Below are 22,046 nucleotides of genomic sequence, written 5' to 3'. Positions count from 1 at the left end.
CTCCAGTCGTGGCGGCCGTCAGCGGACGGGGCGCCGTCTGGTGCGCCGGGACAGCCGTACCGCCAAGAAGACCAGGTCGGCGACGAAGATCGCGATACCGATGGCCAGGAGATAGCCCAGGCCGTCGGCTGCCGTACCGATGATTCCCAGCGCTACGGCCACGAGGACGAACAGAAGAAACAGCGCCATCAACGTGATCACTTCCTCCGTGCGGCGGGTGCGGCGGGTGGGGCGCTTGTGGTCAGCGGCGGGCGAGCTGACGTTCGCCCCCTGCTCCCGGCTGGTACTTCATGCCGTAGTGCCGGAAGATCTCTTCCTCCTGTTCGGCCGGCAGCACGTCGTCCGTACCGATCGAGGGGGCCTTCCGCACCCGTCCCCTGTCGTAGGAGACCCTGACGTAGCCGGGCCCGAGGATCACGTCGTCGAGGGGGACGAAGACCAGGCGGTGGCGGGTGGGCAGCCCGGTACGGACGGTGGCCATGGCCGGTTCGTCGCTGGCCGTGTCCACGTAGACCCCTTCGAGCATGCCGATCTTGCGCTGTTTCGGGTCGACCACGGCAAGGTTGCGCCACTCACGGATGTCGGCTGCACGGATCATGCCCTGCTCCCTGTCTGCGCGCTCCATCGGTGGTACGACGGCCGGGCCGACCTACTTGTCATCGTATGGCCGAAACATCCCGCCGTCGTCATGGGATGGAACCCACGGGTGGACCCACGGGGCTGTGTCGGAACACGGGTGCGTGTGAAGTCGTTCCTTGGCCGGTTGTCCGGTCCGTAGGACCTCTTCGAGGAGTACCCTGGAATTACCGAGGATATTTCGCGCACCGGCTTCCTTGCTCGTGTCGTTTTCGGCGATCGAATATGCCGGGCCGGTTCGCGGCCGGCCCGGGGCAGGGTCCGCGTCATGACTGCGACCATTTCCCTCCCGACGGCAGCCGCACACGAAAACGAAGCCGAAGACCGGTCCTCGTCCTCGTCACTTCGCCTGTCGCTGGCTCCCCCTGGTTCCGCACCGGCGCTGCTGGACGGCGCCTGGTGGCCCCGCTCCCGCGACCTGCCGGCGGAACTCCCCTCTCTGACCGCCGTGTTGGACCCGCTGTGGGGGCGGATCACCCGCGTCACGGTGAATCCCACCCACTGGCCGGTCGTCCCGCGCAAGGTGCCCGTCGCCGGGCATGTGGTGAAGGTGGGCTGGTTCCTGGCCGAACAGGACCCGAACGAACTGCTGTTGCTCTCGTACCACGTCGGCCGCTGGAACCTCCTCGTGATCCCGCCGCGTACGGACCCCGTCTCGGCCGCCTGGCTGATGGCCGCCGCGAGCGACCCACTGGGCACGTCGACCGCGAGCCGGCTGATGGAGGAGGCGGCGCGCCGACGAGTGGTGTCCGAGGCGGACCGGGCCGTGCAGGCGGTCTGGGACACCGAAGGCGGACATACGGCCCGTGAACCGGCCGTACGGACGACAGGCAGCTGGTGAGCACCATGGAGACGTTGGTGACCGCGCTGGTGCTCGTCGCGATCGTCGCCCTCGGGGCGTTCCTCATCCACCGGCTCGACGCACTGCACGGCGACCGCATCGCCACCTTCCACTACGGCCGCTCCGGAATGCCGGTCGCGGGACCGCCGGGATCGTCGGGACGGCGGAAGCGGGGGCTTCGCCCCCGGCGCCGCATCCGTAAGAGGGCCGGGTGAACTCCCGCCCCTCCGGCACTCACTCCCCTCCGTCACCGAACGAACGAACGGGCTGATCCGAACCACGGACCGACCGACACATACCGCTACACCGCAGCTCGTGACCCCGGCCGCAGCACCACTCATCGCAGGCCGGGGTCTTCGCGTGTCCCGTCCCCCGAGACTCGTCCCGACTCCCCGAATCGAGGAGCCATGCTGCTCCCCCAGCTGCACGTCCACCGAGACGACCACGGCGACCGCACCCTGATCACCTTCGCGGGAGAGATCGACCTGGCCACCGTCTCGCTCGTACGCGCCACGCTGACCGGATGCGTGCGCGACGGCATCCGCACCGTCGACGTCGATCTCGTGGAGGTCACCTTCTGCGACGTCAGTGGACTCAACGTCTTCCTCGCGGCGTTCCGGCAGGCCACCTATGCCGGAACGGCCCTCCGGCTGCACCGTCCGCCGTCGGTCATGGCCCGCGCCATCGAGATCACCGGCTCCGGCTTCCTGCTCCACGGACCGCACGTCATGGCCGGGGACAGCCGCCGTACCGCCGCCGCACCGCGGCCGGTCGAAGCCGTCATCCCCGCCTCACGACTGCTCAGGGGGTGAGCTGCTGGTGTCCTATGACGGAGTGACCCCGTCGGCCGTGCGCACGACCCTGCTGGGCCGGCAGGACAGCGAGACGGCCATGCGAGCGCTCATCACACGACGAACATCGTCGTGTCGGAGGGGCCGGGAGACGAGGTCCGGGGCCGGTCCAAGGCCCTGGGCGTCATGACGAGGCGGGTCATTCAGGCCAACTGAACACCGGGTTCACCGGCCGCGGCGTTCGAGCCGACCGGCACGCGCCCACGTGATCAGCCGGCACCGGGGAGGGAGCTGTCGGGCGCCTCGCGCTTGGCACGGCTCCGGTACTCGGCGTTGATGCGCTGAGCTTCCTCGAGCTGGTCCTCAAGGATGACGATGCGGCACGCGGCCTCGATCGGGGTGCCCCTGTCGACGAGCTCGCGGGCGCGCGCGGCGATCCGCAGTTGGTAGCGGGAGTACCGGCGGTGTCCGCCCTCCGAACGAAGCGGAGTGATCAGCCGGGCCTCACCGATGGCTCGGAGGAAAGCCGGGGTGGTGCCGAGCATCTCGGCGGCCCGCCCCATGGTGTATGCGGGGTAGTCATCGTCTTCCAGACGATCACTGAGGGGGATATCTGCTGTCATGTCACCTCGTTGCGCAACGCGTCGAGGGGCCCTGGTGCCGTACGGCACCAGGGCCCCGAAGGAAATTCAACACCATCTGTCGGCCCTACTGCTGTGCCGACCTTCTGTTTCCGCTACCAGCCCTGTAGAGGGGGGTGCGGGGATCGCGGCTGCGTGACCGGGGACCACCTTCCAATCCGGGGTCTTGCGGTACCCGGCCGGGTGCTCCCCGGGCCGGGCGATCCTGATGGCGTCTGTGTCCTCCGTCCTTTCGCTGAACCAACTGCTTGGTGAACTGGTACTGCGCTACTGCCACCCGCCAGTTCGTGTCTGCCGGGTTTCGCTTGACCGGTGTCTACGAGAAGAAGGCTAACCGCGCCGGGGCCCAATGTCTACTCTCACAAGAGTAGATTTCGGCTCTTCGGGGGAACAGATACCCTGCCACCTGCGACAACGGGTGACGCAGGCCGTTGCGGCCGGCGGTCCAGTCGCGGAGAACGGACGGCGAGACGGCAGTGAGGGCCCTGCCGACAGATGTCGGCAGGGCCCTCACGGGGGATCCTGGTGGCGGCTTGGCCGCCTGGCCTCATACGTCCATGGAGGCGGCGCCGAGCAGGGTCGACGCGGTCTGGAGCGGAGTCAGGACACGCACGGGCGCGGCGTCGGGGTGGGCATGGCAGGTGAAGCCGAGGCGGGTCATGGCCCGGATGACTTCGCCGCCGGTGAAGTCGCGGCGGTCCTGTCGGGTGATGACCTGGCCCACCTGCTTGACGGGGTAGCGGCGGCGGCCGATGGTCACGGACTCACCCGTGACGATCTCGGGCGTGACGCCCCTCATCGAGGCCAGCACTCCGCTCTTGGTCAGATCGAACGGGTACCGGGCGATGACACAGCGCATGATGCCTCACAGGGAGAAGGAGTACGGGCTGACCGGGTGAGGCGGATCAGCGGGAGAGGGCGAGGACGCCCGGGGCCCGCCCGTGTTCCCCGACGGCGACGGGCCGAGGGGCGGGCGAGGCGAACGGTCCGTCGAGGACGTCCCGTAGACGGAGCCGGTCCGTGTACGTGGAACTGCGGCGGTGAGCGGCGAGTTCGGCCCTGGTGATCGAGCCCGTGCACGCGTCGTCCCCGTCGCACAGGAGGAGGTACTCGACACCGGCACCGGCCATGACGGCCAGGGCGACCTCGACGGTCATGTCGTCCCGGACCCGGGGCCCGGCCGCGTCCATGTCGTCGACCGCGCTCCAGGGGGAGAGAGCCGTTCGTTGCCGCCGTGTCTGTACCGGTGTCAAAGCTGTCTCCTCGGGGGTTCGGGGATGGGTGAGCTTCTGATCGATGCCTCTAGGCAGCCGGGTCGAGGGCGGGCCGCTGCGTCCTGCGTCGCCCCGCTCGTCCGGTGGCGTGTCCCTGGGCGGGACGGGCGCGGCGGCCTCGGGGCGAGGAAGCCGCGGACGACCCGGCGCGGCGGGGGCGCTCCGCGGCGGGGGCGGTGATGACGACGGGAATTCCGGAAGGGGCCTGGGCCCCGGTGATACGGCTCAGTTCCGCCTCACCCGAACGCACCGGGGTGATCTGGGGGGTGATGGCGGCCGAAGCCATCAGCCGGCTCATGGCGCGGCGCTGGCCGGGGGTGACGAGGGTGACGACGCTGCCGGACTCGCCGGCGCGGGCGGTGCGGCCGCCGCGGTGCAGGTAGTCCTTGTGGTCGGTGGGCGGATCGACGTTGACGACCAGGTCGAGATGGTCGACGTGGATGCCGCGGGCGGCGACGTTCGTCGCCACCAGTACCGTCACATGTCCGGTCTTGAACTGGGCGAGGGTCCGGGTGCGCTGGGGCTGGGACTTGCCGCCGTGCAGGGCCGCGGCGCGGACGCCGCTGTTCAGCAGGTGCTGGGTGAGCCGGTCCACGGCGTGCTTGGTGTCCAGGAACATGATCACCTGGCCGTCCCGTGCCGCGATCTCGGTGGTCGTCCGGTGCTTGTCCGCCTCGTGCACATGGAGTACGTGGTGCTCCATCGTGGTGACCGCTCCCGCGGAGGGGTCGACGGAGTGGACCACCGGGTCGCTCAGGTAGCGGCGGACGAGCAGGTCGACGTTGCGGTCCAGGGTGGCGGAGAAGAGCATCCGCTGTCCTTCGGGCCGTACCTGATCGAGCAGGGCGGTGACCTGCGGCATGAAGCCCATGTCGGCCATCTGGTCGGCCTCGTCGAGGACGGTGATGGCGACGTCGTCCAGCCGGCAGTCGCCACGGCCGATGAGGTCCTTGAGCCGACCCGGCGTCGCGACGACGACCTCTGCCCCGGCCCGCAGCGCCCCGGCCTGCCTGCCGATGGACATTCCGCCGACCACGGTCGCGATCCGCAGCCGCACGGAGCGGGCGTACGGGGTGAGCGCGTCGGTCACTTGCTGGGCCAGCTCGCGGGTGGGGACGAGGACCAAGGCGAGCGGCTGCCGTGACTCCGCGCGCCGGCCCGCCGTACGGGCCAGCAGCGCGAGACCGAAAGCGAGGGTCTTGCCCGATCCGGTACGGCCGCGGCCGAGCACGTCACGTCCGGCGAGGGAGTTCGGCAGGGTCGCTCCCTGGATGGGGAACGGCACGGTCACGCCTTCGTGCCCGAGTGCGGCCAGCAGCGGGGCCGGCAGGGCGAGGTCGGCGAACGACTCGACGGCGGGCAGTGCGGGCGTGATCGTCTTCGGCAGCGCGAACTCGCCCTGGCGTGCGGCCGGCCGACGCTCGTAGCCGTTGGAACGCCGTGACGCTCCCGAGCGCTGGGCGGCAGACCCCCGCGAGCGGTCGGAGGCGCGGGTTGTGCGGGTCGTGGGTGCGGTGCGTGCGCGGTTCAAGCGGAACCTTCCTCGATGTGAGCACGTGGGCACGTAGCAAGGAGATTCCGCAGCAAGATGAACGGCGCAGAGAATCGCGAGAACGGGCCGGAGATGAGGGGCGCCGATTCGGATCGACGGGGGTAATCGCATCACCGTTCGATGATGCGGTGATGCGGCGATGCTGTGAGGCATTCCGTCATGCGCCCTGAAATGCAGCGAGCTGGGGCCCGCACCCCAAGGTGCGGGCCCCAGCTGCGAAGTATGCGTTGCTGCTGGTGTCAGGCAGGAACGATGTTCTCGGCCGTCGGGCCCTTCTGGCCCTGACCGATGTCGAAGGACACCTTCTGGCCTTCCTGCAGCTCGCGGAAGCCCTGGGTGGCGATGTTCGAGTAGTGGGCGAAGACGTCAGCGCCGCCGCCGTCCTGCTCGATGAAGCCGAAGCCCTTTTCCGCGTTGAACCACTTCACGGTGCCAGTAGCCATGTCATTTCTCCTTCGGAGACGAGGTACGGAATTCGCCCTGTGCGGATTCCGCGTCGCCGTGCTGATTAACCCGTCGGAAAATAAACCTTCTGGCAACCACACCTGCAACTGAGATCGACATTAGCACGCCGCGATCGGCCTGCGCGGGCAAATAATTCCACCGCGATCAGTGATCGAGGAATACTCGCCGTGCGCCGCACCTATTTCTCACTTCGCGGATACAGATATTGATCCGCGCGGATGCAGTGGTCCTGCCGAGTGCTTCCGGCCACAGCGCCATGACCTCCGGGGATGAGCCGTGCGCTGCTGCTGTCGTCACCAGCGGATGGGGCACCGGCCACCCCGCCGAGACACCACTCCCGCGATGAAGGTCACATCGGCCAGAAGGGGTACGACGCCGACGGCCACAGGCGTGCCGCCTCGCTCTCAGCCGGCGCGTGCGGCGGTCCAGGTGATGTGCGGCGGCTCGACGCGTCCGCACAGGGGCCCGCCCTGCGCGTCGGTCAGGCCGAGCCGTCCGACCAGCAGCCCGTCGCGTGCGGCGGTGGCGAGTACGTCGGCGGGGATGACGTCGAGCATGAGCTTGGCGCGGCGGAACATCGTGAAGATGCCCGCCTCGTCGACCGTGCCCCACGACAGGTAGATGAACCGTCGGCCCAGCCGGTCCTGCACGTAGGGCCCCTTGACCTCGGTGCCGGTCGGCGAGGAACTCGTGGTGCACTCCAGGGTCCAGGTCGCCGACGGTGCGTCGCCGGGCTGTGGCTCCAGGAGTTCGGCCGGACGGTCCCGGCGTTGCACGGCGATGTGGATGTTCCCGTGGGCGGGGCGGGTGAGCCCGGGCAGGTCGACGGCGTCGATGCGGATGCGCATGGCGGCCATCATCCCGCCATCGTCGGCGGTGAGTTGTGTACGCGACGGCGCTTGCAGCACTGTAGGGCTTCTGACCTGGGTGTATGGGCAATGGCAGGGCCGTCCGGCCGGCGACGGCCAAGGGTCACAGCAGGCCGAGGTCCCGGGCACGGAGCGCTGCCTGGGTGCGGTCGCGCAGAGCGAGGCGTTTGAGGATGCGGGAGACGTGGTTCTTGACCGTGCCCTCGCTGAGGTACAGCCGCACGGCGATCTCCCTGTTGGTGTGCCCGTGTGCCACGAGCCGCAGGATGTCCGTCTCGCGCGGACTGAGGGAGACGGCGGGAGCCTCGGCGGCTGGTTCGGGATGAGGCAGGAAGACGGTCAGACGGCGGGCGACCGACGAGTCCAGCTGGGTGACGCCCGCGTGCGCCAGGCGGACCGCGTGGGCGAGTGCCTCGGCCGGCAGATCCTTGAGGAGATAGCCGCGCGCGCCGGCCCGCAGCGCCTGCACGACGTACTCCTCGTCGTCGAACGTCGTCAGCATCACGACCCGGCACTCAGGCGCCCGGTCGCGCAGGACGGCGACCGCCTCGACACCGTCCATCTGCGGCATCCGGACATCCATGAGCACGACGTCCGGCTCCGTTTCCAGAGTCTTCGCCACGGCATCCCGGCCGTCCACGGCGGTGCCGACGACCTCGATGCCCGGCCGGATGGACAGCAGAGAGGCGATGCCGTCCCGGATGAGCCGCTGGTCGTCCACCACCAGGACCCGCACGGGCGCCGCCTGCTCAGGCTCCTCGTCGTTCATGACACTGCCTCCCCGTCCACCGAGGACTTCGCCGTCGTCCCGCGCGGGACCGTCACCGTCACCCGGGTGCCGGCGCCCGGGCTGCTGTCGACATCGAGGCTCCCCGCCACCAGATGTACCCGCTCCCGCATGCCGAGCAGCCCGAACCCGGCGGTGGCCGCGGCCGGTGCGAAGCCGCGACCGTCGTCCGTCACCTCCAGCCGTGCGGCGCCCCCGGCCAACCGGACCACAACCGTCACCTGTGAGGCCCGCGCATGGCGGCGCGCGTTCGTCACGGCCTCCTGCGCGGCCCGGTACAGCGCGGTCAGCTCGGCCACGCCGTAACCGTCCTCGTCGCCGCGCACCTCGACGGTGACCCGCGGCCGCGCCGCACCGTCCTGCGCCAGCGCGGCGAGCGCCGCCGACAGCGTGGGGCGCGTCGCCCCGTCCCGCAGAGCGCGCACCGACTGCCGTACGTCGCCCAGCGCGAGCCGCACCGATCGCCGTGCCTCGTCCAGTGCCCGCCGGGCCGCGTCGGGGTCCAGGCGCTGGAAGTCCGAGGCCATCTCCAACTGCACGGACATCGCGGTGAGATGGTGACCGAGGCTGTCATGGATGTCCCGCGCCAGCCGGTTGCGCTCGGTGGCGGCGGACAATTCGGCGACCCGCGCCGCATACGCCTCCAGTTCGAGCCGTGCGCGCTGCTCGCCGACGGCCACCGCCGCCATCGAGATCGCCAGCACCAGCCCGACGCAGAGCATCAACAGGTCGGCCACGTGCTCCTGTTCGCGGTACCAGCGGGGCGAGGTCAGCAGGTACGTGGTGAGCAATCCGGCCAGACACAGCGTGCCCAGCGCCAGCGCGGTTGTCCGGCCGAAAGCGAAGTAAGCGGTGAACGGCACCAGCACGAACAGCACTTGGGACAGCCCCGAGGCGTCCAGCAGCACCACCGCTCCGATCAGGGTGCAGCGGGCCAGCAGCAGCGGCACCCGGGCAGCGGGCCGACGGCGGCCGACCGTCTCCAGGGCGAACAGCGCACCGATCCCGGTGACGAAGCCGGCCGTCCGCCACCCCGCCGGCCCGGGGCTGTCGTCCAGGCCGGCCGCCGCGGAGTACAGACCACCCACCAGTACGACGCCGTACAGCAGCGGCGACACCCACCGCACGGGCACATACGCCGCCATGCGGACCCCCTCACCCCGTTGCCGCCAGGCTAGGCCGACCACGACCGCCACGGGACACCGGCGGGCACATCACGGCCGGATCGAGCCCGACGGCATGTGCCGAACGGCCCGCAGTCGCCGTAGGGCGGTGACTTCCGGCCGTCGGTGCACGACGTCCTTCACCTCCCGACGCCGTCCGGCCGCCTCCTACGGTTGCGACCCGGGCCCGCTGTCCGAGCAGGCACTCACCGTTCGAACCGGCAGTCAACCGTCCGAGCAACCACCCACCGTCCGAGCAACCGGAGCAGCCCCATGCCCTCATCCGTCACCTCATCGACACTCACCTCGTCGACACTGCGCGCCGGCGCCCTGTGCGGCGTGCTGGCCGGCCTGCTGATCGCCCTGCCCGGCCTGGTCGAGGCGTTCACCGGAGAGACCTCGGCGACCAGCGTCCCGCTCGCCCTCGCCCCCGCGTTCGCCCTGCCGCTGCTCACCGCACTGCATCGGCGCCAGGGCCCGGCCACCGGGCGCCTCGGGACAAGCGCCGCCACCGTGAACCTCATCGGCCTCGGCCTGTTCGGCGGTGCCGCGTTCGCGTCGAACCTGGTGCTCTTCTACTTGGACGAGGACATCATCGACGAGACCCTGACCGGCCCCACTGTCCCCGCACTCATCGGTTCCGCGGCCGTCTTCGCCGTGGGCAGCGCCCTGTTCGGGGCGGCCATGATCCGCGCCCGGGTCTTCCCGAGGGTCCCGTCGTGGGGGTACGCCGTGGTCGTGCCGCTCTTCGCGTTCCTGACCGCGCTGCCCGACTCCCCGCTCACCAGCGCGCTGCACGTCCTGGTCGGCGGCATCCTGATCTGGCTCTCCGCCGCACTGTGGCGCACGGTCCCAGACGTGGAGCACACCACTGACCCGAACCGGGTAACGGGCATACATCATGTTGGTACATGACCTACCCTTGGTACATGTCCATGAAGCGCACGAACGTCTACGCTGACCCCGATGACCTGGCGATCATCAAGGAGGCGGCCAAGCGCCGCGGCATAAGCGAGGCCGAGATCATCCGCCAGGGCATCCATCTCGCCGCCATGGCCAACCGCGTGTGGGACGAACCGCTGTTCTCGCGGACGTTCGAGGGGCCGGGACGCACCCGGTCCAAGGCCGAGGTTCGTGACACGGTCGCCGACGCGGTCCGGCGCGAGACGGACCCCGGAACTGCAGCGTGATCATCGTCATCGCGGACACATCCGGCCTCCTGGCCGCTCTCGACTCGACGCACCCGGAGCACGGAGCGGCCAACGAGGCGATCATGTCCGCCGGGCTCCTGGTCATGTCCCCCCTCCTGCTGGCGGAACTCGACCACGTGGCCACGCGCGAGCTCGGGCGAGAGGCCGCCGTCAGCGCGGTCGACGACCTCCGCCGCTGGATGAGCCGGGGCCGGGTCGTCCTGCCCGAGATCACGGAGGACCACCTGGGCGCAGCCCAGTCCGTCCGCGTCCGCTACGGCACTCTGGATCTCGACCTCGCCGACGCGGTGAACGTGGCGCTGGCCGCGGACTACGACACCGACGCGATCCTCACCCTCGACCGACGTGACTTCCGAGCCGTACGGCCGCTCGGTCGCCACAAGGCATTCCGGGTGCTGCCCGACGATCTGCCACTCTGAATCAGGAAAGCGCCGGTCGCTGTCACTGAGGACAGGCTCTGAAGGGCACGTTGTGGGCGCGGCGCCGTGCGGTGACGAGGACAAGAGCAGCGGCATGCGGTCGACGGCTTGGGGTCAGCGCCGCGCAGGCGGTCGTCGTGTGCACCGCTGCTCGGAGCTGCGCCAGGGCGGCGTCCGGAAGAGGTGTCGCCGCCGTACATCGGCAGGCTGCGCGGGCGCAGAGGTCGTCGGTGAGTTCGCCGGGGATCGGGACGGCCCGCTCGGTCCAGTTCTCCTGGTCGTCGAAGGATCGTCGCCGGTCGCGCTACGGCACGCGCAGGGTGTGAAAGCGCGCCGCGGTGGCCAGGTCGGCCTCGATGGCGGCGGCGGTCCGCCGCAGGGCGGGGAGTAGCGCGTCGCCGGTCTCGGTGAGGGGGGCCTCGCCCGAGTGCTGGGCCACGTTCAGGGCGGCGATGACGCGGCCGTGAGCGTTCCGGAGGGGGACGGCCACCGAGCGCAGGCCCTCCTCCAGCTCCTGGTCGATCAGCGCGTGGCCGTCGGCGGCCAGCAGATGCTCCCGCTCGCGCTCGGGGAGCCCTGCGAGCAGGACCCGCCCCATGGCGGTGGCGTACGCCGGGAAGCGGGTGCCGACGGTGATGTCGACGCTCATGACGCGGGCGATCGGCACGCGCGCCACGTACAGGATGTCCGTGCCGTCCAGGACCGTCACCGACGCGGACTCCTTGACGCGGGTGACGAGGTCACGCAGGTGCGGCTGGACGATGTCGGAGAAGGTCAGGGCGGAGAGGCTGGCGTAGCCGAGTTCCAGGACGCGGGGGAGAGGGCGGAAGAGGTGGCCGGCGCGGGCCGCGTAGCCCTCGTTCAGCAGCGTGAGCAGGCAGCGGTGGACCGTGGTCCGCGGCAGCCCGGTCGACTGGGCGATGGCGGTGACCGGCAGGCCCGCGTCGCGTGCGTCCTCCAGCGCACGCAAGACGGCCAGGCCGCGGGCCAGGGACTGCAGAAATCCGGAGCCGAGCTCGTGCTTGGCGTCGCGCGCCACGTCCGCTGCCCGCTGCCGCGGGTCATCGCTCGTGCCGGACGGTCCAGGGGCGGCGGTCTGTGCTGCCGACAGTCCGGCCGCCTCCTCCCGCAGCCTCGGCAGCACCGCGTCGGCGAGGCTCTTCGCGGTGTGTCCTGCTGGTCTACGGCGTCTCCACCTGGCTGCCCGAGCTGACGCGGGCCTCCGGCTACTCGCTCTCCTCCTCCATCACCTTCCTCATGGTGATCAACGCCGGTGGCATCGTCGGCATGCTCATCGCGGGCCGCACCGCCGACAAGTTCGGTCCGGTGAAGGTCTCCGCGATCTGGTGCCCAGGTGATGGTGTACGCCGCCACCGCCCGGATCTACGCGCCCGGTGAACGTGCCACCGGCCTCGGCTTCACCACGTTCGCCGTGACCGCCGTCCTCGGCGCCGCCGCGATCACCCTCGTGCCCCTCGCACGACGCGGGCGCCCGGCAGGACGCGCAGGAGCGGTAGGCGTGGAGGCCGCTGCGCGCTCCTGAGACCGAGAGCGCCCCCGGCACGACGCACGGGTCCTGCCGGGGGCGCCTGCGGCGACCAGCACCTGTGCGGTCATGGATGTCCAGGCGAAAACGGCGGGACCGCGACAGCATCTCGGCCGCTATGTGGCGCAGCACGACATCGACGTCATCAACGCCGACCATCGCCACTGCACTTCGACGCGGAGCTTCCGCGCGTTGTCCACGACGTGATCAGTCCGGCAGCGAGGCCGCGGTGGCCTACCGAGATTGAACCTTTGGTTTCACGCCTGGTGAAAAACGCCGGATAGTCGATGGCAAAACACAAACCCCAGGCGGCTGGCCCGGGGTTTCAAATGGAGCGGGTGACGAGAATCGAACTCGCGCTCTCAGCTTGGGAAGCTGATGTTCTACCATTAAACTACACCCGCGTAAGACGCCGGTTGAGACCGGTGTCGTAATGCCTCGTCACTGTACCTCATGTCAGACCCCCGGCGCTGAAGCCCGTGGGGTCTGAGTGCGTTTCAGGGCGGTGACAGGGCTGCGGGGGGCCGGAGTTGGGGCGTACGGTGGAGGGGTGGGAGAGGGTCCGGGAGTGGCCGGAGTGCCGCCTGGAGAGTCGTTCCTTCCATCCCGTAATGTGGCATTTGTCGTCCGGCGAGCAGCAGTCGGACGGGGCTCTTGGGGAAGGGACTACAGGACTTGATGGAAAGCACCGTCGTCCGCTGTGCCGATGGGCACGTGTTCAGCACCGCTTCGTTCCCGATGCAGCAGGCCGAGCGGCTCGGCCCCGGCCGGCTGGTCCGATGCCCACGGTGTGCTCGGCTCCGTAGCGTCGTACCGGTGGCCCTGGAGAAGCAGCGGCAGTAGAAGCGGCAGTACGCAGTCACAGCGGCGCGCGGCCTCCGATGCGAATCGGTCCGCGCGCCTTGCGTATCCTCGGGACGTGCTTCTCTCAGACAAGGACATCCGGGCCGAGATCGATGCCGGGCGCGTGCGGATCGATCCCTATGACGAATCCATGGTGCAGCCGTCGAGCGTCGACGTGCGGCTGGACCGCTTCTTCCGGGTGTTCGAGAACCACCGGTACCCGCACATCGACCCCTCCGTGGAGCAGGCCGATCTGACGCGGCTGGTGGAGCCGGAGGGGGACGAGCCGTTCATCCTCCACCCCGGGGAGTTCGTGCTCGCCAGCACGTACGAGGTCATCACCCTCCCTGACGACCTCGCCTCGCGGCTTGAGGGCAAGTCGTCGCTCGGGCGGCTCGGGCTCGTCACGCACTCCACCGCCGGGTTCATCGACCCGGGGTTCAGCGGTCACGTCACCCTTGAGCTGTCGAACCTCGCCACCCTCCCCATCAAGCTGTGGCCCGGCATGAAGATCGGCCAGCTGTGCATGTTCCGGCTGTCCTCGCCGGCCGAGTTCCCGTACGGCAGCGAGCGGTACGGCTCCCGGTACCAGGGGCAGCGCGGGCCCACCGCCTCCCGTTCCTTCCTCAACTTCCACCGGACCCAGGTATGAGCGAGGGCGGCGCGGGCGTGCGGGAGAACCTGACCTACGAGGCGTTCGGCACCGCCGTCCGTGAGCTCGCGCAGACCATCGCCGACGACGGGTACGAGCCGGACATCGTGCTCTCCATCGCCCGGGGCGGGGTGTTCGTCGCGGGCGGGCTGGCGTACGCCCTCGGCTGCAAGAACATCCATCTGGTCAACGTCGAGTTCTACACGGGGGTGGGGACGACGCTGGAGATGCCGGTCATGCTGGCCCCCGTCCCCAACACGATCGACTTCTCCGACAAGAAGGTCCTGATCACCGACGACGTCGCCGACACCGGCAAGACGCTCAAGCTGGTCCGTGACTTCTGCCTCGACGCCGTCGCCGAGGTGCGCAGCGCCGTGATCTACGAGAAGTCGCAGTCGCTGGTGAAGTGCGAGTACGTGTGGAAGCGGACCGACGACTGGATCAACTTCCCGTGGAGCGTGCTGCCTCCGGTGGCGAAGGCGGGCGAGGCGCCCAAGGAGAACAAGGAAGCGGTCTGAGCGGTCCGATCCGCAGCAGGAGAGCCCCTTGACGATCAGTCAAGGGGCTCTCCTGCTGCGGATCATGGTCTGCACGACAGCCGCTACGCGGCCCTGGGCCGTGCCTTACGCCTGGCCGGGACCGAAGTCGGAACCGGGGCGGGCTCCTGTGTGTCCTCGGGCTCGGACCAGGAGAGCTCGTCCGCTCCGAAGTCCGGTGCCTGGAAGGGGCTCGTCGTCGGAGGCGGCGAGGGTGCCGTCGAACGGCGGGGTTGCCCTTCCACGGCGGAGAACAGCGACGTTGCGTCGATGGGAAGTCTGCCTTTCGTTACAGGCCCCGGACGGGGCCCGGTGTGCCGCGACCGGGCACAGCAGTCCTACAGCTTGGTCATCTTGGTGTACGGGCTCAGGATCCGCATCTGGGTTGCGCCGAAGTCCACGAGCGCCGCGATGCCGTCCTCGACGCCGATCACCCGCCCGAGACCGTACATGTCGTGGCTGACCCGGTCGCCCTCGGCGAAGTGCTTGGTGGCCGGTGTGACCGGGGCCCGGAAGGGGCTGGTAGGCAGATGACGCTTCGATGCCGCAGGCTTTGTCATGGCTCAGTATGCGCCTCCGCGCACCCCGCTCGCTGTGGCCATCGGCACAGATCACGACGAGAACCGCCGTGCCACGCCGCTGACCTGCTGCTTTGTGAGCCGGTAGGACAAAAATCGTCCACCGGCCGCCACCGCCCGCAGACCGCCCGGCGTACACCGAGGTCTTCGATGCGGTGATGGCCCGCCTGGACCCCTAGAACGTCCCCAGCTTCACGATCGACAGCAGGGCGATCAGCTGGATCGCGGACGCGCCGAGCGCCTTCGGCCACGGCAGGTCGTGGGACTTGGAGACCATCAGGGTCAGCAGGGCACCGGCCGCCACCCAGGTGGCCCAGCCGAGGGCCTGGACGAAGGTCGCGTCGCCGCCGAAGAACATGGCGAAGACCAGGCGGGGCGCGTCCGTCAGGGACATGATCAGCATGGAGAGGCCGACCGTGGGCTGCCAGGCGCCGTCGCCGCCGAGCTGGCGGGCCAGGGTGTGGGTGACCACGCCCAGGACGAAGGACGACAGGACCATCGCGACCGCGGTCGTCAGGACGATCGGGACCGCGTTGGAGAGGGTGGCGTTGATCGCCTCCTCGCGGGCGCCGTCGAAGCCGAAGACGGCCAGGAGGCCGTAGAGGAAGGTCACGATGAGGGCGGGGCCCCACATCGTGTAGTCGCGCATCTGGAGGAAGGTCTGGTTGGGGGCCGTGAGGATGCCCCTCAGCAGCGCCTTCCAGTGCAGGCGGGGGCCGACGGGGCCCGCGGGGGGCGGGGGCGTGGAGCCGGCGCGGTACGTACCGCCCTGGTTGTACGGGTCCTCCCCGACGGAGAAGGCCTGGGTGTGACCGGGGTTGTTCGCCGCGTACGGGTCGTGGCCCTGGCCGCCCTGGCCCCCATGCCCTCCTTGGCCGCCCTGGTGGCCGTAGCCGCCGTCGCCGAAGTACTCCGGCTCGTCGTAGCCACCGCCCTGGTGACCGCCGCCGTACCCCTGCTGCTGCCCTGGGTACGGCTGCGGCGGCGCGGGGTAGCCGCCGTACGACGGTCCCTGCGGGGCCTGCTGCCCGTACGGAGGTTGTTGCGGTCGCGTATGAGGAGCGCCGTTGTCCCGGCCGCGTCCGATCCTGAATCCAGCCACGCCTTCGAACGTACCTGCTCCCGGAGAGTGACGTGCCGGGCCCGAGGGTTCGGACCCGGCTTTGCTGCCGAGCTGTGACATCCCTTACGGGGGATCCCCGAGGGGTACCGCGAGGTTCCTGTCGCCTCAGCCCTCCAGGACGTCAGCCCTCCAGGACGTCGCCGAAGTACGCGTCGCCCGTCGGGCCGCCCAGGGTCGGGCCGCTGAAGGACTTCGAACCCGTGGCGGTGATGCCGGACGTCGTGGACTTGAGGAACCAGACCGCGCCGTCGCTGCTGTTCTCGCCGGAGGCGGAGGCGACCAGTTCGGTGCGGCCGTTGTTGTCGATGTCCGTGAGCTGGACCGCGGAGCCGAAGTGGTCGTAGGACTCGGCCGTGCCGGGGACGTTCGTGGTGTTCTGGGAGAAGGACTTCGAACCGGTGCCGGTCAGGCCCGTGGACGAGCCGCGCAGGAGGGTGACCGTGCCCGCGTTCTTCGCCGAGCCGATGCTCTCCTGCTCGGCGCCGACCGCGATGTCGGCGTAACCGTCGCCGTTCACGTCCCCGGCGGAGAGGCTCCAGCCGAAGAAGTCGTTCTTCTCGGCCGTGCCCGGCACGCCCGCCGAGTCCTGGGTGAACTTCACCGGGGTGCGGGACGAGACGCCGGTGGCCGCGCCGTATGTCACCGTCACCGCGCCGCCCAGGCCGCCGTTCGGCTCGGACGTGGACTTCTCCATGAAGTTGCCGGTGACGAGGTCGCCGTAGCCGTCCTTGTCGACGTCGGCGATGACGCCCGCGTAGCCGCCCGCGAGCTTCTTGCCGGCCTTGACGGTGGTGGTGGCGTCGCCGGTGTAGAGGACGCTGCGGGTGCGGTAGTCGCCGGTGCTGGTCTCCTCCTGGCCCATGACCAGCAGGTCCGTCTTCCCGTCGCCGTTGACCTCGCCCGCGATCAGGCCGTCGGGGTAGATCGTGGTCTGGTCGACGGTGTCGATCCCGACCAGCGAACTCGCCTTGCCGGTGCGGGAGATGGGGCCCTTGAAGATGTTCAGGGCCGGCGTGGAGTTGTTGCCGGCCGCGAGGTCGGTGTGGCCGTCGCCGTCGAAGTCGCCGGCCGCGAGGACCCAGCCCAGTTCGTTGCGGTACTCCGGCAGCGGGGAGGAGATGTCGGTGCCGGACTTGATGCCGGTCGCGCCGCCCCACAGCACGGTCAGCGCGCCGAAGGAGTCGGTGGAGCCGATCCGCTCGCCGTGCACGCCGACGACGAGGTCCGTGTAGCCGTCCCCGTCGAAGTCGCCCGAGGTGAGGCGGTCGCCGAAGTAGTCGGATGCCTCCGGGGTGCCCGGGATGCCGTCCGTGGCCTGGCTGATGATCTGGCGCTTGCTGGTGTCGAGGCCGCTCTTGGTGCCGTAGACGACGGCGACGTAGCCCGCGCCGGTCTTGCCGCTCACCTTGGCGATGGGCGCGGCGACGGCCACGTCGCGGTAGCCGTCGCCGTTGAAGTCGCCGGCGAGGCCGGAGGGGGCCCCGGACGCGGTCGTGGCGGCCGTGAGGGTGAGCAGACCGCCGGTGAGGGCGGCGGCGGTGGCCGTCGCGAGCGCGGTTCTGAGGGGGCGCATAGAGGTGCTCCAGTAAGAGGGGGAGGTGCGTCAGTCGAGGAAGCCGCCGCCGAACTCCGGCAGGTGGAAGGAGCCCGTCGCGCTCGGCGTGGTGCCGGTGCCGGGCATGAACAGGGCGTCGCCGTTGGCGCCCACCGTCAGGTCGGCCTTGCCGTCGCGGTTCAGGTCGCGCAGCCGGACCGGGGCACCGAAGGAGGCGTAGGAGTCGGCCGGGCCGATGACCGTCTGCGGGATCCAGGTGGAGCGGGTGCCGGTCAGGCCGCCCGAGCCGCCGCGGAAGACGGTGACGCCGCCCTGGTCCTCCTTGCCGTCCACGTCCTCGAAGGGCACACCGACCGCGAGGTCCGCGTAGCCGTCGCCGTTGGTGTCGCCGGCCGAGACGGAGTAGCCGAAGTTGTCGCCCGCCTCGGGGCTGCCGGAGACGCCGGAGGAGGCCTGGTTGTACGTCATCGAGCCGCTCGGCCCCGAGGACGTGCCGCGCCAGACGCTGACGATGCCCTTGCCGTCGTTGTTGTCGGGCAGGCCGACCGCGATGTCGCCGTACCCGTTCTTGTCGAAGTCGCCGATCGCGGCGCCCCACGGCTCGCTGGCGTACGTCTTGGAGGCGCCCGAGGTCAGGCCGGACGAGGCGCCCTTGAGGTACCAGATGCGGCTGGTGGGCTTGTTGTTGATGAACTGCGTGCCGAGGACGACCAGGTCGGTCTTGCCGTCACCGTTGACCCTGCCGGCGGCGAGGCCGTTGGAGTACCAGCCCTGGTCCACCTTGTCGATCTTGCTGACGCTGCCCGTCGTGCCGGACTTGGTGAACGGGCCCCGGTACAGCCATGTCTCCTCGCCGCCGATCACCGCGAGGTCGGGCGAGCCGTCGCCGTTGAAGTCGCCGCCGGCGAGCGCGCTGCCGAAGTGGGACTGGGAGCCGCTCGCGCCCGACCTCGGGGCGAGGCTGGTACCGCCGGACAGGCCGGTGCGGGAGCCCCAGACGATGGTGACCGTCCCGCGGTACTCCGCGCTGCCCACGTGCTCGCTGTCGTTGCCGACGATCAGGTCGGCGTAGCCGTCCTTGTTGAGGTCGGCGCTGGTGAGCGACCCGCCGAAGTAGTCGTCCTCCTCGCCGGTGCCGGGGATGCCGGGGCTGTCCTGGTGGACGACCTGGGTGTGCGAGGTGTCGAGGCCGCTCGCCTTGCCGTAGACGATGTTGACGGCGCCGCCGGTCCAGCCGTCGTCGCCGGAGATGCCGCTGTAGTAGTGGCTGTACGCCAGGTCGCGGTAGCCGTCGCCGTTGAAGTCGTCGTAGTGCTTGGCGACGGCGGCGGAGGCCGGGGCGGCGAGGAACAGCGGGGTGAGGCCGGTGGCGAGGAGGGTGGCGGTCAGGGCGGACGCGGTGCTTCTGCGCATGGGGTGCTCCCTGTGAGGGTCAGCGGAGGTACGAGGGAGGTGGGCTCTCCCGGTGGACGTCAGTCGGTGGACGTCAGTCCGCGAAGTTGGCGCCGAACGCCGGGACGCCCGTCGTGGAGACGCCGACCGCGCTCGGGGAGACGGTGCGGGAGCCGGCCGTGGTGAGCTTCGTGCCGTTGGAGGGGAGGTAAAGGACCGCGCCGTTGCCGTCGTTCTCGTACGACCCCACGAGCAGGTCCGCCTTGCCGTCGCCGTTGACGTCGTCGAGCTTGGCGTCGGCGCCGAACGCGTCGTTCGTCTCGTCCTCGCCGGGGACGCCCGCGGTGGACTGGGCGAAGGACTGGGCGCCGGAGGCGGTGTTGAGGCCGGAGGCCGTGCCGTAGAGGACGGTGACCATGCCGGCGTCGGTGATGGCGCCGATGTTCTCACCGGGGGCGCCGATGACGAGGTCCTGGAAGCCGTCGCCGTTGATGTCGCCGAGGTCGAGGTCCCAGCCGAAGTAGTCGTCCTTCTCGGAGGTGCCGGGGACGCTGCCGGTGTCCTGGGTGATGCCCTTGACGGTGCCGGGGCCGTCGGCCGTGCCGTAGGTGATCCAGATCTTGCCGCCGGTGGCGGAGTTCGGTTCGCCGTTCCAGGAGGCGCCGGTCACGATGTCGCCGTAGCCGTCGTGGTTGATGTCGCCGATCCCGCTGACGATGCCCGACTTGAGTTCCTTGACGCGGCCGTCGGACAGGCCGCCGGAGACTCCGGGGAAGTAGTAGTTGCGGTTCCAGCCTCGCTCGGACGTGGTCTCGTAGCCGTCGACGACGAGGTCCGTGCGGCCGTCGCCGGTCACGTCACCCGCGGTCAGGTGCAGCGCGCCGGCCCCGGTGTGGCTCGCGATCGGGGGTGTGACGGTGTACTGGCCGCCCGCGGTGCCGTCGCCGGAGATGCCGTCCTTGAAGACGTAGACCGCGGCGCCGGTGCTGCCGACGGCCAGGTCGGCCTTGCCGTCGCCGTCGAAGTCGCCGGCGGCGAGCGTCTTGCCCCAGCGGTCGTGCTTGCCGGGCGCCGGGTCGGGGATGGTGACGCCCTTGCCGGTGATGCCGGACGCCGAGCCCCACAGGACGGCCAGGCTGCCGCCGTCGGTGTCGTCGCCGACGTCCTCGCCCGGGGAGCCGACGGCGAGGTCGTCGTAGCCGTCGCCGTTGAAGTCGGCGTAGGCACTGTCGACGCCGAAGCCGTCGCCCGTCTCCGCCGTGCCCGGGGTGCCGGTGGTGTTCTGGCTGATGACGGAGCGCTGCGCGGACGACACCCCGGAGCGGGTGCCGTAGAGGACGACGAGCTGACCGGCGTTCTTCTTGCCGCCGACGTAGGCGCCGTCGGCCGAGAAGGCGGTGTCCCCGATGCCGTCGTTGTTGAAGTCGGCCTGCGGGACGGTGGTGGAGTCGGCGGCCGTCGCGGTCACGGCCGAGAACGTCAGCAGACCGCCTGTCAGCGCGACGGCCGTGGCCGTCGCGAGGGCGAGTCGCAGATGACGCTGGTGCATGCGGGTTCTCCTGCGGCATGCGGGGGGCGCCTGGCGGGCGCCCACAGTCGATGGGGGCGGACCGCACGTGTTCTCCGGGAGCTCTTCTCGGCTCATCTCGGGTGCACAGCACGGTCGGCGATCAGGAGACCTCTGCCGGTGGGCAAGGGTTGTACGTGAGTTCGGTAAATGTTTGTGCGAGGTGAGGCGTCTGGTGCTCGCGGTCAGGAGGCGAGGAACGCCGCCGTCGAGAAGGTGACCGTCGGCTCCGCCGCCACCAGCCCCTTCTTCGCCCCGGAGTACACGGTGACGCTGTCCTTCGTCTCGCCCCGGTAGGTGCGCAGCGCGAGGTCCGCCCGCCCGTCGCCGTCGAAGTCGCCGATGCCGACGACCCGGGTGGTGCCGACGGCTTTCGGCTCGACGGTGACCATGGCCGCCGCGGACAGCCCCTTCGCAGCGCCCCTGAAGACCTTCACCCGCGAGCCGCTGGAGACGAGTTCGCTCAGTCCGTCCCCGTCGAAGTCGGCGGCGGCGAGCATCGAGCCGGGGGAGGCGAGGGTGCCGCGGACGGCGGTGGGCAGGTCGTAGCGCAGGGCGGTGCCGCCCATCGCGCCGACCGCCGCGTCCCACGCCCTGCCCTTGCCGAAGCGGCCGAGGGCCACGTCGACTCCGGTGGGCAGGGTGGCGCCGGTGCGGGTCGGGCCGGTGGGGCCGCCGAGGACGACGGCGGAGGTGGCGGTGCCCTCGGCGGTACGGACGACCAGGTCGTCGTATCCGTCGAGGTTCACGTCGGCGGCGGGGCCGACCGGTACCTGCCCCGGCGACTGGATCGGCGCACCGGCCTTGCGCGGGGCACCCTTTCTGCTGAACGGGCCTCGCAGGTAGGTGAGTTGGCCGCCGGAGGCGTGCAGGACGAGATCCTCGGCGTCGTCCCCGTCGAAGTCCCCGCACACCGGCTGGTCCGCCCAGTCGTTGCCCGCGCGGGCCTTTGCGGGGACGGCGAGCTTGACGGCCCTGCCGGTCAGCCCGGAGGGCGAGCCGAACAGCACCTGCAACGGGACCGGGGGCTGCCCCTGCCCGTCGAAGGGCGGGTCGGTGGAGACGACGAGGTCGGTGAACCCGTCCTTGTCGAGGTCGCAGCTGGCCTCCGCGTCGAAGACGGCGGGGAGTTGGCCCTTGGTGGCCACCGCCTGCTTCTTCGCGCTCACCAACTGCCGCGCCCCCGCCCGGAGTCCGCGCGCACTGCCGTAGACGATGCCGATGCCGGGGTCGTCGGTGTGGCTCTCCGCCTTGACGAGGTCGTTCAGGACGAGGTCGCGGTGGCCGTCGCCGTTGAAGTCGTCCGCGACCTTGCTGCCGTCACCGCGTGGCACCGGCAGCAGTGCGGGCGCGCTGTTGGCCCGCACGGGGGCGCCGCTCGGGCCGTCCCCGCTGCCGGCGTTCTGGTGGGGTCCGCAGGAGGCGAGCAGCAGCACACCGCACAGCACGGCCGTCCCCGTCCCGGCTCCTCGCACGCGCACCGCTCACCTCGTCAGCATCATCGACAACGACCTCGCAATGATGCACGTGTTCGACGGTGGGGTTAAGGGGTCGGCTCAGTCGCCATCGTCACTCAGTCGCCATCGTCACTCCAGTCGCCGTCGT

General features: G+C 70.3%; 27 protein-coding genes and 1 tRNA gene. 10 read left to right on the top strand and 18 right to left on the bottom strand.

Annotated elements, in window-relative coordinates; all coding sequences use genetic code 11:
* Positions 1 to 18: 18 nt before the first annotated feature.
* Both OG885_RS21710 and OG885_RS21705 read right to left on the bottom strand, forming a co-directional pair.
* Positions 19 to 189 carry a hypothetical protein gene (locus OG885_RS21710; protein ID WP_405734116.1) on the bottom strand — a complete coding sequence of 57 codons (171 nt, stop codon included), beginning with the start codon at positions 187 to 189 and terminating at the stop codon, positions 19 to 21.
* Positions 190 to 241: 52 nt separating this feature from the next.
* Positions 242 to 598 (bottom strand): PRC-barrel domain-containing protein, encoded by a 357-nt coding sequence (locus OG885_RS21705; protein ID WP_405734114.1) that lies wholly within the window; start codon positions 596 to 598, stop codon positions 242 to 244.
* A 306-nt stretch (positions 599 to 904) separates the two neighbouring features.
* Here OG885_RS21705 and OG885_RS21700 point away from each other — a divergent pair, with 306 nt between their 5' ends.
* From OG885_RS21700 to OG885_RS21690, 3 genes are all read left to right on the top strand, one after another.
* Positions 905 to 1,477 (top strand): DUF5994 family protein, encoded by a 573-nt coding sequence (locus tag OG885_RS21700; RefSeq protein WP_405734112.1) that lies wholly within the window; start codon positions 905 to 907, stop codon positions 1,475 to 1,477.
* Between the two features lie 5 nt (positions 1,478 to 1,482).
* The gene (locus tag OG885_RS21695; protein ID WP_405734110.1) at positions 1,483 to 1,692 is read left to right on the top strand and encodes a hypothetical protein; all 210 of its coding nucleotides are present in this window, start codon (positions 1,483 to 1,485) and stop codon (positions 1,690 to 1,692) included.
* A 192-nt stretch (positions 1,693 to 1,884) separates the two neighbouring features.
* Positions 1,885 to 2,289, top strand: a complete 405-nt coding sequence (locus OG885_RS21690; protein WP_405734108.1) for an STAS domain-containing protein — start codon at positions 1,885 to 1,887, stop codon at positions 2,287 to 2,289.
* Positions 2,290 to 2,537: 248 nt separating this feature from the next.
* On the opposite strand, the gene OG885_RS21685 is transcribed toward OG885_RS21690, so the two are convergent.
* The 8 genes from OG885_RS21685 to OG885_RS21650 form a co-directional block, all read right to left on the bottom strand.
* Positions 2,538 to 2,891, bottom strand: coding sequence for a MerR family transcriptional regulator (locus tag OG885_RS21685; RefSeq protein WP_405734106.1), 354 nt, complete (start codon positions 2,889 to 2,891; stop codon positions 2,538 to 2,540).
* A gap of 565 nt (positions 2,892 to 3,456) precedes the next feature.
* Positions 3,457 to 3,768, bottom strand: coding sequence for an SCO5918 family protein (locus tag OG885_RS21680; RefSeq protein ID WP_405734104.1), 312 nt, complete (start codon positions 3,766 to 3,768; stop codon positions 3,457 to 3,459).
* Positions 3,769 to 3,814: 46 nt separating this feature from the next.
* On the bottom strand, positions 3,815 to 4,162 hold the full coding sequence (locus OG885_RS21675) for a hypothetical protein (protein WP_405734102.1): 348 nt from the start codon (positions 4,160 to 4,162) through the stop codon (positions 3,815 to 3,817).
* A gap of 49 nt (positions 4,163 to 4,211) precedes the next feature.
* Positions 4,212 to 5,714 (bottom strand): DEAD/DEAH box helicase, encoded by a 1,503-nt coding sequence (locus OG885_RS21670; RefSeq protein ID WP_405734100.1) that lies wholly within the window; start codon positions 5,712 to 5,714, stop codon positions 4,212 to 4,214.
* 260 nt (positions 5,715 to 5,974) lie between these two features.
* Entirely contained in the window at positions 5,975 to 6,178 is a 204-nt protein-coding gene (locus tag OG885_RS21665; RefSeq protein WP_093912074.1) for a cold-shock protein, read from the bottom strand.
* 426 nt (positions 6,179 to 6,604) lie between these two features.
* Positions 6,605 to 7,048 carry a DUF5990 family protein gene (locus OG885_RS21660; RefSeq protein ID WP_405734098.1) on the bottom strand — a complete coding sequence of 148 codons (444 nt, stop codon included), beginning with the start codon at positions 7,046 to 7,048 and terminating at the stop codon, positions 6,605 to 6,607.
* Between the two features lie 124 nt (positions 7,049 to 7,172).
* Positions 7,173 to 7,838, bottom strand: a complete 666-nt coding sequence (locus OG885_RS21655; protein ID WP_405734096.1) for a response regulator — start codon at positions 7,836 to 7,838, stop codon at positions 7,173 to 7,175.
* Entirely contained in the window at positions 7,835 to 9,001 is a 1,167-nt protein-coding gene (locus OG885_RS21650; protein WP_405734094.1) for a sensor histidine kinase, read from the bottom strand. Before OG885_RS21650 ends, OG885_RS21655 begins: the two co-directional genes overlap by 4 nt.
* A gap of 291 nt (positions 9,002 to 9,292) precedes the next feature.
* Between OG885_RS21650 and OG885_RS21645 the strand changes: the two genes are divergently transcribed.
* From OG885_RS21645 to OG885_RS21635, 3 genes are read left to right on the top strand one after another with little or no spacing between them, the layout of a single operon-like run.
* Positions 9,293 to 9,934, top strand: a complete 642-nt coding sequence (locus OG885_RS21645) for a hypothetical protein (protein ID WP_405734092.1) — start codon at positions 9,293 to 9,295, stop codon at positions 9,932 to 9,934.
* 14 nt (positions 9,935 to 9,948) lie between these two features.
* Positions 9,949 to 10,209, top strand: coding sequence for a CopG family transcriptional regulator (locus OG885_RS21640; RefSeq protein WP_405734090.1), 261 nt, complete (start codon positions 9,949 to 9,951; stop codon positions 10,207 to 10,209).
* Positions 10,206 to 10,649: a PIN domain-containing protein gene (locus OG885_RS21635; protein WP_405734088.1), complete on the top strand. Its 444-nt coding sequence runs from the start codon at positions 10,206 to 10,208 to the stop codon at positions 10,647 to 10,649. Before OG885_RS21640 ends, OG885_RS21635 begins: the two co-directional genes overlap by 4 nt.
* A gap of 304 nt (positions 10,650 to 10,953) precedes the next feature.
* On the opposite strand, the gene OG885_RS21630 is transcribed toward OG885_RS21635, so the two are convergent.
* A complete protein-coding gene (locus OG885_RS21630; RefSeq protein ID WP_405734086.1) occupies positions 10,954 to 11,688 on the bottom strand; it encodes an IclR family transcriptional regulator C-terminal domain-containing protein in 735 nt (244 codons plus the stop codon).
* Positions 11,689 to 11,747: 59 nt separating this feature from the next.
* Between OG885_RS21630 and OG885_RS21625 the strand changes: the two genes are divergently transcribed.
* Positions 11,748 to 12,047 (top strand): hypothetical protein, encoded by a 300-nt coding sequence (locus OG885_RS21625; protein ID WP_405734084.1) that lies wholly within the window; start codon positions 11,748 to 11,750, stop codon positions 12,045 to 12,047.
* On the top strand, positions 12,007 to 12,192 hold the full coding sequence (locus tag OG885_RS21620; RefSeq protein WP_405734082.1) for a hypothetical protein: 186 nt from the start codon (positions 12,007 to 12,009) through the stop codon (positions 12,190 to 12,192). Before OG885_RS21625 ends, OG885_RS21620 begins: the two co-directional genes overlap by 41 nt.
* A 333-nt stretch (positions 12,193 to 12,525) precedes the next feature.
* Here the strand turns inward: OG885_RS21620 and OG885_RS21615 are convergent.
* A tRNA-Gly gene (locus tag OG885_RS21615) sits at positions 12,526 to 12,599 on the bottom strand.
* 515 nt (positions 12,600 to 13,114) lie between these two features.
* Here OG885_RS21615 and dcd point away from each other — a divergent pair.
* Both dcd and OG885_RS21605 read left to right on the top strand, forming a co-directional pair.
* Positions 13,115 to 13,690: a dCTP deaminase gene (gene dcd / locus OG885_RS21610; protein WP_037735257.1), complete on the top strand. Its 576-nt coding sequence runs from the start codon at positions 13,115 to 13,117 to the stop codon at positions 13,688 to 13,690.
* On the top strand, positions 13,687 to 14,208 hold the full coding sequence (locus OG885_RS21605) for a phosphoribosyltransferase (RefSeq protein WP_405734080.1): 522 nt from the start codon (positions 13,687 to 13,689) through the stop codon (positions 14,206 to 14,208). Before dcd ends, OG885_RS21605 begins: the two co-directional genes overlap by 4 nt.
* Positions 14,209 to 14,564: 356 nt before the next feature.
* On the opposite strand, the gene OG885_RS21600 is transcribed toward OG885_RS21605, so the two are convergent.
* From OG885_RS21600 to OG885_RS21575, 6 genes are all read right to left on the bottom strand, one after another.
* Complete coding sequence (locus OG885_RS21600) at positions 14,565 to 14,786, bottom strand: hypothetical protein (protein ID WP_405734078.1); 222 nt, start codon at positions 14,784 to 14,786, stop codon at positions 14,565 to 14,567.
* Positions 14,787 to 14,979: 193 nt separating this feature from the next.
* Positions 14,980 to 15,987: a Yip1 family protein gene (locus OG885_RS21595; protein WP_405734076.1), complete on the bottom strand. Its 1,008-nt coding sequence runs from the start codon at positions 15,985 to 15,987 to the stop codon at positions 14,980 to 14,982.
* Positions 15,988 to 16,048: 61 nt separating this feature from the next.
* Entirely contained in the window at positions 16,049 to 17,500 is a 1,452-nt protein-coding gene (locus OG885_RS21590; protein ID WP_405734074.1) for an FG-GAP-like repeat-containing protein, read from the bottom strand.
* A 30-nt stretch (positions 17,501 to 17,530) separates the two neighbouring features.
* Positions 17,531 to 18,895 carry an FG-GAP and VCBS repeat-containing protein gene (locus tag OG885_RS21585; protein ID WP_405734072.1) on the bottom strand — a complete coding sequence of 455 codons (1,365 nt, stop codon included), beginning with the start codon at positions 18,893 to 18,895 and terminating at the stop codon, positions 17,531 to 17,533.
* A gap of 73 nt (positions 18,896 to 18,968) precedes the next feature.
* Complete coding sequence (locus OG885_RS21580; protein ID WP_405734067.1) at positions 18,969 to 20,423, bottom strand: FG-GAP and VCBS repeat-containing protein; 1,455 nt, start codon at positions 20,421 to 20,423, stop codon at positions 18,969 to 18,971.
* Positions 20,424 to 20,626: 203 nt separating this feature from the next.
* Complete coding sequence (locus OG885_RS21575; RefSeq protein WP_405734065.1) at positions 20,627 to 21,922, bottom strand: FG-GAP repeat domain-containing protein; 1,296 nt, start codon at positions 21,920 to 21,922, stop codon at positions 20,627 to 20,629.
* Positions 21,923 to 22,046 lie beyond the last annotated feature (124 nt).

Source organism: Streptomyces sp. NBC_00028, from assembly GCF_045041065.1.
Classification (GTDB): domain Bacteria; phylum Actinomycetota; class Actinomycetes; order Streptomycetales; family Streptomycetaceae; genus Streptomyces.
The sequence above is the reverse complement of the archived record's forward strand: the minus strand, read 5'-3'. Positions and strand labels throughout refer to the sequence as shown.

What these genes read in the sequence shown, in the direction of transcription:
- OG885_RS21580 (WP_405734067.1), bottom strand. Translation starts at nt 20,423, where the DNA reads ATGCACCAGCGTCATCTGCGACTCGCCCTCGCGACGGCCACGGCCGTC.
- OG885_RS21710 (WP_405734116.1), bottom strand. Translation starts at nt 189, where the DNA reads ATGGCGCTGTTTCTTCTGTTCGTCCTCGTGGCCGTAGCGCTGGGAATC.
- OG885_RS21600 (WP_405734078.1), bottom strand. Translation starts at nt 14,786, where the DNA reads ATGACAAAGCCTGCGGCATCGAAGCGTCATCTGCCTACCAGCCCCTTC.
- OG885_RS21585 (WP_405734072.1), bottom strand. Translation starts at nt 18,895, where the DNA reads ATGCGCAGAAGCACCGCGTCCGCCCTGACCGCCACCCTCCTCGCCACC.
- OG885_RS21605 (WP_405734080.1), top strand. Translation starts at nt 13,687, where the DNA reads ATGAGCGAGGGCGGCGCGGGCGTGCGGGAGAACCTGACCTACGAGGCG.
- OG885_RS21685 (WP_405734106.1), bottom strand. Translation starts at nt 2,891, where the DNA reads ATGACAGCAGATATCCCCCTCAGTGATCGTCTGGAAGACGATGACTAC.
- OG885_RS21680 (WP_405734104.1), bottom strand. Translation starts at nt 3,768, where the DNA reads ATGCGCTGTGTCATCGCCCGGTACCCGTTCGATCTGACCAAGAGCGGA.
- OG885_RS21660 (WP_405734098.1), bottom strand. Translation starts at nt 7,048, where the DNA reads ATGCGCATCCGCATCGACGCCGTCGACCTGCCCGGGCTCACCCGCCCC.
- OG885_RS21695 (WP_405734110.1), top strand. Translation starts at nt 1,483, where the DNA reads ATGGAGACGTTGGTGACCGCGCTGGTGCTCGTCGCGATCGTCGCCCTC.
- OG885_RS21645 (WP_405734092.1), top strand. Translation starts at nt 9,293, where the DNA reads ATGCCCTCATCCGTCACCTCATCGACACTCACCTCGTCGACACTGCGC.
- OG885_RS21655 (WP_405734096.1), bottom strand. Translation starts at nt 7,838, where the DNA reads ATGAACGACGAGGAGCCTGAGCAGGCGGCGCCCGTGCGGGTCCTGGTG.
- OG885_RS21665 (WP_093912074.1), bottom strand. Translation starts at nt 6,178, where the DNA reads ATGGCTACTGGCACCGTGAAGTGGTTCAACGCGGAAAAGGGCTTCGGC.
- OG885_RS21705 (WP_405734114.1), bottom strand. Translation starts at nt 598, where the DNA reads ATGATCCGTGCAGCCGACATCCGTGAGTGGCGCAACCTTGCCGTGGTC.
- OG885_RS21595 (WP_405734076.1), bottom strand. Translation starts at nt 15,987, where the DNA reads ATGTCACAGCTCGGCAGCAAAGCCGGGTCCGAACCCTCGGGCCCGGCA.
- OG885_RS21650 (WP_405734094.1), bottom strand. Translation starts at nt 9,001, where the DNA reads ATGGCGGCGTATGTGCCCGTGCGGTGGGTGTCGCCGCTGCTGTACGGC.
- OG885_RS21640 (WP_405734090.1), top strand. Translation starts at nt 9,949, where the DNA reads ATGTCCATGAAGCGCACGAACGTCTACGCTGACCCCGATGACCTGGCG.
- OG885_RS21700 (WP_405734112.1), top strand. Translation starts at nt 905, where the DNA reads ATGACTGCGACCATTTCCCTCCCGACGGCAGCCGCACACGAAAACGAA.
- OG885_RS21620 (WP_405734082.1), top strand. Translation starts at nt 12,007, where the DNA reads ATGGTGTACGCCGCCACCGCCCGGATCTACGCGCCCGGTGAACGTGCC.
- OG885_RS21590 (WP_405734074.1), bottom strand. Translation starts at nt 17,500, where the DNA reads ATGCGCCCCCTCAGAACCGCGCTCGCGACGGCCACCGCCGCCGCCCTC.
- OG885_RS21690 (WP_405734108.1), top strand. Translation starts at nt 1,885, where the DNA reads ATGCTGCTCCCCCAGCTGCACGTCCACCGAGACGACCACGGCGACCGC.